Origin of the sequence: Mycolicibacterium llatzerense (assembly GCF_000878195.1) — a bacterium.
GTDB classification, from domain to species: domain Bacteria; phylum Actinomycetota; class Actinomycetes; order Mycobacteriales; family Mycobacteriaceae; genus Mycobacterium; species Mycobacterium llatzerense.
Genome location: NZ_JXST01000013.1, coordinates 106,678 through 119,456 on the forward strand (window position 1 = coordinate 106,678; position 12,779 = coordinate 119,456).

The window sequence follows — 12,779 nt, forward strand, 5'->3', positions numbered from 1 at the left end:
TCAGCGGAGGTTGCCGGCGTATCTGCTTGCCAGCGCACCGATGTCGATCAGCCACAGCAGGGTGTCGCGCGCGGTCTCTTCGAACGGTCGGGCCACGATGCCCAATTCTTCGGTGGTGACCGTCGTGTCGAATCGGGTGTTCCGCTCGGCCAGTTCGACGGTCTCGACGTCCGCGGGCAGGTGGATGCTGTCCGGCAGCACCTTGTTGAGCAGTTCGGCGAGCTGAGTGAACGGCTTGGCCACGATGGTGGGTGTGCTGACGAATGGCAGCCACCGCCCGGTGATCTTGTGCAGGGTCCCGTGCATCAGGTCACCGTCGAGGTGATGACCGGGCACCACGTAACGCCGCGGCCCGTGACCCGCCACCATGCAGGCGGCGACGACGTCGGCGACGTCGCGGACGTCGACATAGTGGGCGCCGCCGGTCGGCCATACAGGCAAGCGCCCCTTGATGATCCACATGAACAGCTCAGCCTGCGTCCCCAGGTACGGATCGTGCGGCCCGAACACCCCGCCGGGATACACCGACACCACCGGCGCCCCGATCGACTGGAGCGCCCGAACTTGTACTTCTGACTCACGTTTCGACTTGGCGTACGGCAGATCCACGTCACCCAGCGGCAGATCGGGTCCGCCGCCATCGCGACAGGTCAGTGCCACCGTCGACGAGATGTGCACGATGGGATCGAGACCGCGCTCCACCGCGCCGCCCACCACCAGTTCGGTGGCGCGCAGATTGGTCCGGGTGATCTCCGTCGCCCGGCGCGCATCGAGACTGAACACGGCGGCCGCGTGCACCACCGCGTCCACACCATCGAGAGCCGCCGCCACGACGTCGGCATCCAGCACATCCCCGACCACGATGTCATCGACCGAAACATCCAGCGGTTCAAGCGATATCGGTACCTGCTCGGCCCGGCGGACCAGCATCCGCACGTCGTGTCCATCGCGGATCAGCGCCGCGACGATATGCGCACCAACGTAGCCGGTCCCTCCGGTCACCAGAACCTTCATCTTCCGTCCTTCCCAGGGACTCGTCGGCCAGCGTTGGTCTGGCGACGACCCTGACAAGGTCGCTGGGCCGCATCGCCGCCCGCACCCTATCCCTGATCAGCGACTATTCGCTGGAAAAACGTGTCACGCTTCGGCGTCACTATCACCATCATTTCCGGTGACGATCTCCTTGAGCTTGTCGACCGCATGGGTGCCGATGTCGACCGAGTTGCGGACGATCCCGGAAATCCCTTCGGCCACATCACCTCTGATGATGTCAGCGGCGTTGTCGACGATGTCCGACGCCTTCTCGACGGAATGAGCGACTACGTCACGGACCGCGTCGAGCGAGTCCTTGGGGTTGAGCGGCATCGCGGTCTCCTCCGGTTGGCGGTTAGCCAAAACGGTAGACCTTAGACACGTAACGAAGCGCCGCTATCGCAAAAGCGACGGCGCCCCGTGCTCCGCACCCGCCGAACACCATGGCGCTCAACATGTCTCGATCAGGGATGCAGGATCAGCTTTCCGGTCATCCGGTGACTTTCGCTGAGGTCGACGGCCTCCTGCAGGCTGGTCAGCGGCAGGTGCTGGGCGATGTTCACCGTGAGTTGGCCAGCGTCGGCTGCAGCCATCAGCGGTGCGAGCCGGTCGCGGGTCGGTCGTCCGAGAATCGTCCGCGCTTGAAACGGCGGGATGAGGGTGTAGACGGCGTCGGCGACATTGTGCATCGACACCATCACGTACCGGCCCTGCGCGGACAGCAGCGACAAGCACTTTCGGCGGGAGTAGGCGTCGGCACAGTCGGCGACGATCTGGAACGGCCCGTACTGCCGGGCTTGTTCGAGGACGTCGCCGCGGGTGTAGTCCAGCACGATGTCGGCGCCCAGTTCTTTGACGAGTTCGACGTTCTTGGTCGAACAGACGCCGACGACAACGGCGCCTTCGTGTTTGGCGATCTGCACAGTGAGTTGACCGACGGCACCGGACGCGCCCAGCACGAGGACCCGGCGCTGCGATGGCTCGACGCGGCGGAGGTGGCCGATGTCCACCACGGTGCGGTGTGCGGTGACACCCGGAATGGCCAGGGCGACTGCGGTATCGAGATCCACCGCGTCGGGGACATGGCAGACCTGGTCGGCACGCACCACGGCAGCTTCTGCGAAACAGCCGCGCTGTCCGCGCGAGAAGTCGGTGCTGCCGACCACCCGGTCGCCGGGCCGGACGTCGCGCACCTTCGGGCCGACCGCGTCGACGGTTCCGGCGAAGTCCAGGCCCAGCACCACCGGCGGTTTGGGGCCGAGCGCCCTTGCCAGCAGCCGCATCGGTGGCGCGATGAGCATCTGACAGTCGGCGGGGTTGAGTCCGATGCTCTGCACACTGACTCGGACCTCATCCGCACGCGGCTCCGGTGTCGGCAGCTCGATCAGCTCGAGCGGCTCCCCTGTGTTCCAGCTACGTTGCGCCATCGCCCTCATGGCGCAAAACTCTATTCGGTTGGGATGAGGGAAAAGGAGAGCGCCATGGCACCAGATTGGGATGTCGTCGGCCGAGCGAACTACGTGTCGTTCACCAGCTACCGCAAGGACGGCACGCCGGTGTCCACCCCCGTGTGGATCGCCCCAGCCGACGGCAAGCTGTATTTCTTCTCGGAGGTTGACGCGTACAAGGTCAAACGCATCCGCCGGAATGCGGCAGTCACCCTGCAGCCCTGTGATATTCGCGGGAAGATCCGTCCGGGTTCGCCCATTGTCGAGGGCACTGCGCGGGCGTTGGGATTCGACGACAACCCGAGGATCCGTAAGATCGTGAATCGCAAGTACTGGCTGCTGGGACCGCTGAGCGAATTCGGTGTCTGGCTGACCCGCCGTCAGCAGGCATCGTTCGCGATCGAGGTATCACCCCGCGGGTAACCAACGACCGCGAAGGAAGTACGCGACGCGGAACCGAACCCATAGCCCGCCACCCAACCCAGGAGGAACGCATGTCCGTCGTACTCATCACCGGTTGTTCGAGCGGCATCGGCGAGGCCACCGCCGATATCTACGCCGGCAACGTCGCCAAATTCTTTGGCGGCAATCCCGATTCGGTCGCCGAAGTCGTCCGCAAGGCCATCGAGACCAAGCGGCCCAGGCCCGCTACACCGTGACGCCCAGCGCGACACTCAGCATCATCCAGCGCCAGCTGACTCCCGACAAATTCTGGGACCTGGCGATGAGCGCCCAATTCCCGGTCCCTGGAGGCAAATAGCATGTACGCGATAAAGCTCAATGGTCACGGCGGCCCTGAGGTGATGGAGTGGGCCGAGGTCGACGACCTGCCCGCACCTGGCCCTGGCCAGGTCGCCATCGACGTGGTGGCGGCGGGGGTCAACCGCGCCGACGTCATGCAGCGCATGGGCTTCTACCCACCGCCGCCCGGAGCCAGCGATATCCCGGGCCTCGAAGTTTCCGGCTACATCGCCGAAGTCGGTGCCGGCGTGCAGGATTGGGCACCCGGCGACGCGGTGTGCGCACTGCTGGCCGGCGGCGGCTACGCCGAACGCGTCAACGTGGCCGCCACCCAGGTGCTCCCGGTGCCGCAGGGCGTCAGCGTCACTGCCGCTGCGGCGCTGCCCGAGACCGCGGCCACCGTATGGTCGAACGTGGTGATGACCGGTGGCCTGCAGAGCGGGCAGACGCTGCTGATCCATGGCGGCGGCAGCGGAATCGGCACGCACGCAATACAAGTGGGCCGTGCGTTGGGGGCCAACGTGGCGGTGACGGCCGGCACGCAGTTCAAGCTCGATGCCTGCCGCGAACTCGGCGCGCAGACCCTCATCAACTACCGCGACCAGGACTTCCCGGCCGTGGTCAACACGGAGTACTCGGGCGCCAACGTCATTCTCGACATCATGGGCGGTAGTTACCTGGGCAAGAACGTGGAAGCCCTGGCCGAGAACGGCCACCTGACCATCATCGGGTTGCAGGGCGGCGCGGTCGCCGAACTCAATCTCGGTGCGCTGCTGTTCAAACGGGGCTCGGTGCATGTGACGAACCTGCGTCGTCGGCCCGAAGACGGCCCCGGTTCGAAGGCCGAGATCATCAGCGCACTGCGGCAACAGCTGTGGCCGCTGATCGCTGACGGCGCGGTGGCACCGGTCGTCGCGGCCGAGGTGCCGATCACCGATGCGCCGGAAGCGCACCGACTGCTCGACTCCGACAAGACAGTGGGAAAGGTGCTGCTCACCGTCCCGGGTAACGGTTAGCGATCCGAGAGCACCGGCCATGAACCTCGATGTACGAATCTTCTACGTCATCAACGACTTCGCTCGCGACACCCCGTGGCTGCATCCGTTGCTCGCCGCGTATGCCAACGACGGCGTGCTCCTTTTCATCGCATTGTGGCTGGGCGGGTGGTGGCTCGCCCGCACGGGCGGAAACCCGATGGCGATGACGGCCGCGCTGTGGACCCCGCTGGGCGTGCTGGCCGCCTTGGTGGTTTATGACCCGATCGCCCTGTACGTCAACGAAACCCGCCCGTGCAACGCACTGCGCAACATCGTGGTGCTGCACTGCAACACCGACGGCGGGTTCCCCAGCATCCATGCCGTCATCGCGGCGGCGGTCGCGGCAGGACTGTGGCTGGTGAACCGCCGCCTCGGCATGGTGGCCGCCGCGGCCGCGGCGGTGATGGCGTTTGCGCGCGTCTACGTCGGTGCCCATTATCCGAGCGATGTCCTTGCGGGCTTGGGGCTCGGCGTCGTAGTCAGCCTGGCCGGATGCTTCCTGTTCCGACCGCTTCTGCGGCGGTTACTCGAGCTGATTGACAGGACGCGGCTACGCGGCCTGGTCAGCACGAAGGCTAGAGATTCGGCACATCGGGATGGGCACAGGCCATAACCGACCGAGCGCAACCCCGTTCGTCACGATCACGCCGGATGCGGTCGCCGACGATGCGCTCGACGAGCAGCGGAACGAACGCTTGAATGCGGGCGTCCACGAACTGAGTCGCGGCCTCCCGGCACCAGCCCCTGATCTCCGCGTCCCGCGCAGCATCGTTGCGTCCCTCGCGACGGGCGAGTTTCCCGGCAACCTCGGCAACCCAATCTGCTGCCGATCGGGTGGACCGGGTCGGCTCGTGCAGTACCTGGGTCACCGCTGCCCCACCGTCAATGGTTCGATCGAACTCCGTTGGCGGGCAACTCCGTCGCCAATCGACGCATGGGCAGAAGGCCGGACGAACAACAGCGTGCAGTCCGAATGCTTCAGAGTCTTGCGCATCTCACGGCTGGTCAGCTCCTCCACCAACTCGCGGTGGTCTCCCGGCACGATGACCAGCTGGTCGATGCACGCGCTCTGCCGCAGCAGGTTACTGAGGTGCCCTGGCATCGCCAGGGTGACCGACCGGATGTCACTGCTTTCCGTATCTTTCAAGTACCGTTCCAGGGCGGCATGCACCGGATGCCCGGCATGGACGGGCTCACTCGAATGCGACCAGGGCTCCAACATCAGAATTGGCGCGTTGCGCCATGTCGAGTCGGCTTCGGCGGCCTTCAATACGGCGGTGGCAAAGACCGACTCGTCCAACACCGCCACGATCCACTTGCGATGGTCGAAGTCACGGTGTGTCCGGCGGATGATCGCGACAGTGCCCGGCGCGTTCCGGGCGACCTGAGCAGCCGTGGATCCACGGGAGGCGTCAGGCATGTCATGTGTTCCGCGGTCGCCGACACAGACCATCGACGCGCGGCGAGACTCTTCGGCAAGACATTCAGCCGGGCTGCCGGACAGAATCTCCGATTCCAGCTTGACGTCGATGTGTGTATCGGTCACCGCTTCCCACGCCTTGTGTAGCGCGTGCTGTGCCCGGTCGATGTTGGCCTGCCGATCAGCATCACCGGCGTCGATGACGTAGACCAGCCGCAAGGCGGTGTTCTGACTCGCCGCTTCGAGCGCAGCCCACCGTGCCGCACGCAGCGCGTGTTTGGAGCCGTCGATACCGACCACGACCGGTTCGGCTGAAGCTGGGATGTTCATCGGATATCCGTGTGCCATGGCGGCAATCCTCCATTCCGGCCACCCTGAGATCGCTTGATCTCCAGTCACATCTGACCTCTCCGCACGAACCCGGCATAGTGTCAAAGGTCCCTGGCGAGATCCGAAAAATGCCCTGCCGTGCGAGCGATGGCGGCCGGTCCGCCGGCTGCTGAGGTACTGATGACTTCCGGCCCTGGGAGAAGCGTCCAAACCGGGGCAGGCTTCACAATTGCACGTCGCGCTGCCGAGAAGGGCGTCTCATGACGAGAACCTCGATTCCACTTCAGGAAGTCAAAGACGCGGTCCTTCTGGCCTGCCGGGCGCCGTCATTCCACAACAGCCAGCCGTGGAAGTGGGTTCTCGAATCCTCCACCCTGAAGCTGTATCTCGATACCGACCGGCTGGTCACCACGGATAGTTCTGGGCGCCAAGCTCTGTTGAGTTGCGGCGTCGCACTGGATCACCTCCGCGTGGCGATGGCCGCAGCCGGCTGGATCTCCAACATCGACCGATTTCCCAACCCGGACGATCACCACCATCTCGCCGACATCCGCTTCCGGCCGGCCAGCGGTGTCACTGCCGCACAACGGCGTGCCGCAGACGCAATATTGTGCCGACGCACCGACCGACTTCCGTTCGGGGCGGTCGACGACCGGCCGGCATTCGACAAACTGCTGCGGCTGGCCGTGGGCAACCGTCCGACCCACGTCGACGTCTTGAGCGCCCAACAGCGCACCAATCTTGCAGAGGCCTCGCGTCTTGCCGACGTCCTCAGAATGTACGACGCCGTCTATCACGCCGAATTGGACTGGTGGACTAGGTCATTCGGCACCACGACGGGTATTCCAAAAAGCGCGTTGGTGTCGGCTCCAGAAAGTGACCGGGTTGCCATCGGACGGTCGTTCCCGCTCACCAATACCCGCGAGCGACGCCAACACGCCGGCGATGACCAGGCCACCGTGGTGGTGATTTCCGCGCTCGGCGACACCCGCGGGGACATTTTTGCGTGCGGCGAGACCTTGTCGGCAATCCTGCTGGAGGCCACCATCGCGGGCCTAGCGAGTTGCACGCTCACCCACATCACCGAGCACCCGGCCACCTGCGACATCGTCAGCGCGCTCACCGGTCACCCGCTGCCACAGGTATTGGTTCGCATCGGCACCGCCCCAGCCCTGGATGACGTCCCACCACCGACACCGCGCCGCCAGTTGTCGGATGTCTTCCGTTTCCGGCCAGATCGCTCGCACTATCGGAATTGACGGCGGAGCGCTCGATTCCCTGCTGGCGGCACGCCACTTTCGCATCAATCGCCCCGTTACGCACAGCGCGGCTGCAAGTGCGATGCCGATTGCCACCTGCTTCCTCATGTCATCCACGATGGCAATCCAGTCGGCTCCGCGCTAGAGCACATGGACCCATGGTGTGGCGCACGGCCCCGGCACAACAGGTCACTGTGGCATGCGACTAGGGACCAATTCCCCTGCCGCCGGCAGTGTCGTCACACCTACCGTCGACGAATAGTCAGTTCGGTGATGTGAGGAGAGTGTGGAGATGTACAAATCAGCTTCTCCGTCGTCGGCCGTCGTAGTCGGCATCGACGGCTCATGCTGGTCGGTGGACGCTGCCCTGTGGGCGGTCGATGAAGCCGTCAGCCGCGATGTGCCTCTGCGCCTGCTCTACGTGGTCGAGCCACGCGGTGATGGCGCTGTTGATCCCCAGCAGGAAGCTCAAGACTTGGCGTGTGCCGACGCTTCCGTGCGGCGGGCGTTGGTCGCCGTCGAGTCCACCGAGAAGCCGGTCAAGGTGGAATGGGAAATCCTGCAAGGCCATCCATCCCGTGTTCTGCTGGACGCAAGCCGGTCGGCTGATCTGCTGTGTCTGGGCTCGCTGGGCATCGCGCACGCGACGGGACACCGGCTCGGCTCCACCGCGGCGACTTTGGCCACGGCTGCGCCGTGTCCGGTAGCCATCGTTCGAAGCGGCGGCCGGCATGGGACGACGCAACCCCGGCACGTCGTCGTCGAAGTCGACGAAGGCCCGGACAGCACCGTGGTCCTCGAGGCTGGAATCAGCGAAGCCCGGCTGCGCGGCGCGCCTCTGACAGTGCTCGCAACGCGGCAGAACTCACACCCGGACGATCGGCAGAAGGTCAAGGACGAAGGGGCCCGTGCGCGTCTGGACAAACGTCTCGCACGGCACCGCACAGCCAACCCGGACATCAAGTTCAACCCCGTCGCCATCCACGGGTCCACGATGAATTATCTTGATCGCCAGTCAGATTCGATTCAACTGCTGGTAATCGGCAGACATCGGAGGCCGGGGGTGGGCGAGGTCGTGGGGTCGGCGCGCTCAGGCTCTGCCCAGGTGAACTGCACGGCACTGATTTGCCAACATAACCAGCGCTTGTAGCCGCAGCCTGGCCTATCGTCATGAGCAGGACTTCAACACCGACAAGCACGCCGGCGGCGTTCAGAAGGGCAAGGAATGGTCACAGTATTTCTCGTCGATGACCATGAAGTCGTACGGCGCGGACTCATCGACCTGTTGAGCGCGGACTCTGATCTGCAGGTCATCGGCGAAGCTGGAACCGTGGCGCATGCACTGGCTCAGATTCCCGCGCTCAAGCCCGATGTCGCTGTCCTCGACGTCCGTCTGCCGGACGGCAACGGCATCGAACTATGCCGGGACCTGCTGTCACGCATGCCCGACCTACGGTGTCTGATGCTGACATCGTTCACGTCCGACGAGGCCATGCTCGACGCGGTCCTTGCGGGAGCGAGCGGCTATGTCATCAAGGACATCAAAGGTATGGAACTGGCCGAGGCGATCAAAGCCGTCGGCGCCGGACGGTCCCTACTGGACAATCGTGCGGCCGCCGCGTTGATGGCCAAGCTCCGCAATGCAGCCGAGCATTCGGACCCGCTTTCCGGGCTGACCGATCAGGAGCGAGTGCTGCTGGACCTGCTCGGTGAAGGTTTGACCAACAAGCAGATTGCCGCACGGATGTTCCTAGCGGAGAAGACCGTGAAGAACTACGTGTCGCGTCTGCTCGCCAAACTCGGCATGGAACGGCGAACCCAGGCCGCGGTATTCGTCTCCAAACTGGACCGATCGCAGCGCCCGGACTACTGATATGCCCCCGGCGTCAAATTCCCGGCGCGCCTCTGCTGCGATGGCAGAATCAACCGTGTGACACGCCATGACAGCAGTGCCGAGCGTCCGCTGCGAGTGCCGTTGGCCGGCCTACGGTTGCGTGAACTTCTCAATGAAGTTCAGGACCGCGTGGAACAGATCATCGAGGGCCGTGACCGCCTCGACGGTCTCGTCGAGGCAATGCTCACGGTCACGTCCGGTCTCGAACTGGACGAGACGCTACGAACCATCGTGCACACCGCGATCGAGCTGATCGACGCGCGGTACGGTGCCCTCGGAGTACGAGGAACCGACCACGAGCTCATCGAGTTCATCTACGAGGGCATCGACGAAGAGACCCGGTGCAAAATCGGCCCGCTTCCCCAGGGGCGCGGTGTCCTCGGCGCGTTGATCGACGAACCGAAACCCATTCGGCTGGAAGATATTCGCACCCACCCTGCCTCGGTCGGGTTTCCTGACCACCACCCTCCTATGCGAACTTTCCTCGGCGTGCCGGTGCGCATCCGCGACGAAGTTTTCGGCAACCTGTATCTGACCGAGAAAGCATCCGGGCAGCCTTTCAGCGAAGACGACGAAGTGCTGGCACAAGCGCTGGCTGCGGCGGCCGGCATCGCCATCGACAATGCGCGCCTGTACCGCCAGTCGCAGCAACGGCAGGCCTGGATCGAGGCCACCCGCGACATCGGTACCGCCCTGCTGTCCGGCACTGAGCCGTCTCAGGTGTTCCGTCAGATCGCGGAGCAGGCACATTCCCTGACCGACGCGGACGTCACGCTGATCGCGGTTCCCGAGGACGACGACGCTCCGAGCAACGAGATCACCGAACTCCATGTGATCGACGTTGTCGGCGATCTCCGAGAATCATCGCTAGAGACACCGGTGACCGACGGCCCCATCGGCCATGCCTTTCACCAGCGGATACCCGTGCTCTGCCCGGCGACGGACCTACCCGAAGTGATCGCGGTCGACATGGCGTCCGCACTCGTGCTGCCACTGCGCACCACCGAGAGCGTCATCGGAGTCCTGATCTTGCTGCGGCGTGCGGGCCGGCAGGAATTCACCGCGGATCACCTGGACACGATGGCTGCGTTCGCCGACCAGGCCGCGCTCGCCTGGCAGCTTGCCGCCAGCCAACGTCAGAAGCGTGAGCTCGATGTGTTGGCAGACCGCGACCGAATCGCCCGTGACTTGCACGATCACGTCATCCAGCGACTGTTCGCGGTTGGTCTGACGCTCCAGGGCGCCATCCCGCGTGCCAAATCCAGCGATGTGCAGCGTCGCATCACCGATTGCGTCGACGACCTGCAGGAAGTAATCACCGAAATCCGTACGGCGATTTTCGACCTACATGGCAGCACAGTCTCCACCACCCGATTGCGACAGCGGCTGGATGCGGCGATCGCCTCCTTCTCCAGCCACGAATTGCACACCACGGTCCGCTACGACGGCCCGCTGTCCGTCATCGAGCCGGACTTGGCCGATCATGCCGAGGCCGTCGTCCGGGAAGCGGTGAGCAACGCCGTCCGTCACGGCAGGGCCAGCGCGGTCACCGTCACCATCAACGTCGCCAACGACTTGCGCATCGAAGTGACCGACAACGGCCACGGGTTGCCGGACGGCATCACCGAGAGCGGTCTGGCGAACCTTCGCCGACGGGCCCGGGACACTGGCGGTGACATGATTCTGGAATCCGGCGTCGACGCCGGCACCGTCCTGCGGTGGTGGGCGCCGCTGCCCTGATCGGTGATACGTGCACGGCCGGCCACATGCGGACGCCTTGGTCGGCGTCGCGCCTCATGGCGCCTCATCGACCCTCAGACCGCGCCTCGGCGACCGCTCGATACGAGGGACCAATGTCCTTGGCTGGCAATGCCGATGGGCACCGGTTCTGCCGGCACGTGGTCATCGGGCGAAACCGTTCAGTAGGTGACGTAATGCTCTGTCGATCATGTCGAATCGGCTGCAGGATCGATGCATGAGAAAGAGCAGTGTGCGTGATGTAGTCCGCACCGCATCGATCTCGACCATTTGTTCTGCGAGGTGAATCAAATGTCCGACACGTTCCCCGACCATCAGACGGTTTGCGCAGCCATGGCACTCGCTACGCGCGCACCCTCGGTCCACAACACACAACCGTGGCGGTGGCGGATCGGCTCGCACAGTGTGCACCTGTACGCCGAATCGTCATTGCACTTGGTCCACACCGATCCTGACGGGCGCGACCTGCTGATCAGTTGCGGTGCGGCGCTGCATCACGCACTCGTCGCCTTTCATGCGCTGGGTTGGCAGCCAACCGTACGCAGGTTCCCCAACCCGGCCGAGCCTACCCATCTCGCCGCGATCGAACTGACCCCCTGCACCCCAGAACAACCCGACATCGCCCTCGCCGCGGCAATTCCGCGGCGCCGGACCGACCGGCGTTACTACAGCGGGTGGCCCGTCCCGCTGGGAGACATCGCTCTGATGACGGCACGTGCTGCCCGCCTGGGTATCGGGCTCCGTCGGGTAAAGCTGGACGACGTCCTCACAACTGCACTGCGACAGGCAGTTTCCCAACACGTCCATGATATGGAGTACCTCACGGAACTGACCATCTGGAGCGGGCGCTATGCATCAGTCGCCGGGGTACCGGCTCGAAGTACACCACCGCCTGACCACAGTGCCGCCCTGCCCAGCCGCATCTTCGCCGGCCCCGCGCTCGGCCAGCCCGCGGGTGCCACGGCCACCGATGACAATGGATCACTGTTGGCGCTCGGCACGACAACCGATGCTCCGATTGATCGGTTGCGGGCCGGCGAGGCAACGAGCGCAGTGCTGCTGACGGCTACCGCACAAGGGCTGTCCACCTGCCCAGTGACCGAAGCGCTGGAGAATCCTGAGTGCCGAGCCATCGTACGAACTGACGTATTCGGCGAAGAGTTGTTCCCGCAGATGCTCATTCGTGTGGGCTGGGCGCCACTCAATGCCGACCCACTGCCGGCAACCCCGCGCCGCCCACTGACCGATGTTGTTTCCTGCCTCCATGACGAGGATCCGTTCACCGGTTCACCTCACGATGACGACGATCCAGCGAATTGATAGCCCTGTCCTGCAACGGGATCGACGACCGGCACGATCTATTCGATGAAACGGAGTTCGGACAATGCGCGCACAACCTCAGATCCAGCACCGCACCCGGATGTTCGCTCGGGTACTCGGGCCCTACCTCGTCGTCGCAGCTGCCTCGCTGGTCACCCGGGCCGCGTACGTCAAGACTCTGATGCACGCGTTCGGTGACAACTCTGTATGGCCCTGGATCACAGGCGCATTCGTCTTGCCGATGGGACTGGTCGTAGTCACACTGCATCCGTATTGGCGTGGAACTGCTGCAGCTACGGTGTCAGTGTTGGGATGGTTGACGGTACTCAAGGGAGTCGCTTTGATGACCTTCCCTGGGGCGTACCTGTCGATGGGACAAGACGTCATGACCGCCGCACCGTGGTGGCAGCTCAGTGTGGTCGTCACCGGACTGGCCGGGCTGTATCTCACAGCGGTCGGGTGGTACCCGAATAGTCAATCAGTCCGATCCGTCACCTCGACGCCCGAATCTTGATGAATTCCAGCGACATTCGACCCAAC

Annotated in this window: 15 protein-coding genes; 10 read left to right on the top strand and 5 right to left on the bottom strand. The window is 64.4% G+C overall.

Going from position 1 to position 12,779, the window contains the following annotated elements; translation table 11 throughout:
* The 3 genes from TL10_RS11355 to TL10_RS11365 form a co-directional block, all read right to left on the bottom strand.
* Positions 1-1,014: an NAD-dependent epimerase/dehydratase family protein gene (locus TL10_RS11355; protein ID WP_043985727.1), complete on the bottom strand. Its 1,014-nt coding sequence runs from the start codon at positions 1,012-1,014 to the stop codon at positions 1-3.
* Between the two features lie 123 nt (positions 1,015-1,137).
* The gene (locus tag TL10_RS11360) at positions 1,138-1,365 is read right to left on the bottom strand and encodes an Rv1893 family protein (RefSeq protein ID WP_043985728.1); all 228 of its coding nucleotides are present in this window, start codon (positions 1,363-1,365) and stop codon (positions 1,138-1,140) included.
* 131 nt (positions 1,366-1,496) lie between these two features.
* Positions 1,497-2,459, bottom strand: coding sequence for an NAD(P)-dependent alcohol dehydrogenase (locus tag TL10_RS11365; RefSeq protein WP_234711432.1), 963 nt, complete (start codon positions 2,457-2,459; stop codon positions 1,497-1,499).
* 54 nt (positions 2,460-2,513) lie between these two features.
* On the opposite strand from TL10_RS11365, the gene TL10_RS11370 reads away from it, so the two are divergent.
* From TL10_RS11370 to TL10_RS11380, 4 genes are all read left to right on the top strand, one after another.
* Positions 2,514-2,903, top strand: a complete 390-nt coding sequence (locus TL10_RS11370) for a PPOX class F420-dependent oxidoreductase (protein WP_043985730.1) — start codon at positions 2,514-2,516, stop codon at positions 2,901-2,903.
* A 71-nt stretch (positions 2,904-2,974) separates the two neighbouring features.
* Entirely contained in the window at positions 2,975-3,139 is a 165-nt protein-coding gene (locus TL10_RS31240) for a hypothetical protein (protein ID WP_157850369.1), read from the top strand.
* 102 nt (positions 3,140-3,241) lie between these two features.
* Positions 3,242-4,237, top strand: a complete 996-nt coding sequence (locus TL10_RS11375) for an NAD(P)H-quinone oxidoreductase (protein ID WP_043985731.1) — start codon at positions 3,242-3,244, stop codon at positions 4,235-4,237.
* 19 nt (positions 4,238-4,256) lie between these two features.
* Complete coding sequence (locus TL10_RS11380; protein WP_043985732.1) at positions 4,257-4,871, top strand: phosphatase PAP2 family protein; 615 nt, start codon at positions 4,257-4,259, stop codon at positions 4,869-4,871.
* Here the strand turns inward: TL10_RS11380 and TL10_RS30930 are convergent.
* A complete protein-coding gene (locus tag TL10_RS30930; RefSeq protein WP_131630719.1) occupies positions 4,834-5,127 on the bottom strand; it encodes a three-helix bundle dimerization domain-containing protein in 294 nt (97 codons plus the stop codon). The genes TL10_RS11380 and TL10_RS30930 overlap by 38 nt on opposite strands.
* Positions 5,124-6,026 (bottom strand): universal stress protein, encoded by a 903-nt coding sequence (locus TL10_RS11385; protein ID WP_052506389.1) that lies wholly within the window; start codon positions 6,024-6,026, stop codon positions 5,124-5,126. Before TL10_RS11385 ends, TL10_RS30930 begins: the two co-directional genes overlap by 4 nt.
* 242 nt (positions 6,027-6,268) lie before the next feature.
* Between TL10_RS11385 and TL10_RS11390 the strand changes: the two genes are divergently transcribed.
* From TL10_RS11390 to TL10_RS11415, 6 genes are all read left to right on the top strand, one after another.
* A complete protein-coding gene (locus TL10_RS11390; protein ID WP_043985733.1) occupies positions 6,269-7,267 on the top strand; it encodes an Acg family FMN-binding oxidoreductase in 999 nt (332 codons plus the stop codon).
* A gap of 292 nt (positions 7,268-7,559) precedes the next feature.
* Complete coding sequence (locus TL10_RS11395) at positions 7,560-8,417, top strand: universal stress protein (RefSeq protein WP_043398780.1); 858 nt, start codon at positions 7,560-7,562, stop codon at positions 8,415-8,417.
* A gap of 75 nt (positions 8,418-8,492) precedes the next feature.
* Positions 8,493-9,140: a hypoxia response regulator transcription factor DosR/DevR gene (gene dosR, locus TL10_RS11400; protein WP_043398643.1), complete on the top strand. Its 648-nt coding sequence runs from the start codon at positions 8,493-8,495 to the stop codon at positions 9,138-9,140.
* 57 nt (positions 9,141-9,197) lie between these two features.
* On the top strand, positions 9,198-10,901 hold the full coding sequence (locus tag TL10_RS11405; RefSeq protein WP_082067924.1) for a sensor histidine kinase: 1,704 nt from the start codon (positions 9,198-9,200) through the stop codon (positions 10,899-10,901).
* A gap of 309 nt (positions 10,902-11,210) precedes the next feature.
* Positions 11,211-12,239, top strand: a complete 1,029-nt coding sequence (locus tag TL10_RS11410) for an Acg family FMN-binding oxidoreductase (RefSeq protein ID WP_043398646.1) — start codon at positions 11,211-11,213, stop codon at positions 12,237-12,239.
* A 64-nt stretch (positions 12,240-12,303) separates the two neighbouring features.
* On the top strand, positions 12,304-12,753 hold the full coding sequence (locus TL10_RS11415) for a hypothetical protein (RefSeq protein WP_043985734.1): 450 nt from the start codon (positions 12,304-12,306) through the stop codon (positions 12,751-12,753).
* Positions 12,754-12,779: the final 26 nt, after the last annotated feature.

Excerpts from the sequence above, each read along its gene's own strand:
- TL10_RS11355 (WP_043985727.1), bottom strand. The coding sequence starts at position 1,014 with ATGAAGGTTCTGGTGACCGGAGGGACCGGCTACGTTGGTGCGCATATC.
- TL10_RS11395 (WP_043398780.1), top strand. The coding sequence starts at position 7,560 with ATGTACAAATCAGCTTCTCCGTCGTCGGCCGTCGTAGTCGGCATCGAC.
- TL10_RS11410 (WP_043398646.1), top strand. The coding sequence starts at position 11,211 with ATGTCCGACACGTTCCCCGACCATCAGACGGTTTGCGCAGCCATGGCA.
- TL10_RS11375 (WP_043985731.1), top strand. The coding sequence starts at position 3,242 with ATGTACGCGATAAAGCTCAATGGTCACGGCGGCCCTGAGGTGATGGAG.
- dosR (WP_043398643.1), top strand. The coding sequence starts at position 8,493 with ATGGTCACAGTATTTCTCGTCGATGACCATGAAGTCGTACGGCGCGGA.
- TL10_RS31240 (WP_157850369.1), top strand. The coding sequence starts at position 2,975 with ATGTCCGTCGTACTCATCACCGGTTGTTCGAGCGGCATCGGCGAGGCC.
- TL10_RS11380 (WP_043985732.1), top strand. The coding sequence starts at position 4,257 with ATGAACCTCGATGTACGAATCTTCTACGTCATCAACGACTTCGCTCGC.
- TL10_RS11365 (WP_234711432.1), bottom strand. The coding sequence starts at position 2,459 with ATGGCGCAACGTAGCTGGAACACAGGGGAGCCGCTCGAGCTGATCGAG.
- TL10_RS11415 (WP_043985734.1), top strand. The coding sequence starts at position 12,304 with ATGCGCGCACAACCTCAGATCCAGCACCGCACCCGGATGTTCGCTCGG.
- TL10_RS11360 (WP_043985728.1), bottom strand. The coding sequence starts at position 1,365 with ATGCCGCTCAACCCCAAGGACTCGCTCGACGCGGTCCGTGACGTAGTC.
- TL10_RS11385 (WP_052506389.1), bottom strand. The coding sequence starts at position 6,026 with ATGGCACACGGATATCCGATGAACATCCCAGCTTCAGCCGAACCGGTC.
- TL10_RS11370 (WP_043985730.1), top strand. The coding sequence starts at position 2,514 with ATGGCACCAGATTGGGATGTCGTCGGCCGAGCGAACTACGTGTCGTTC.
- TL10_RS11390 (WP_043985733.1), top strand. The coding sequence starts at position 6,269 with ATGACGAGAACCTCGATTCCACTTCAGGAAGTCAAAGACGCGGTCCTT.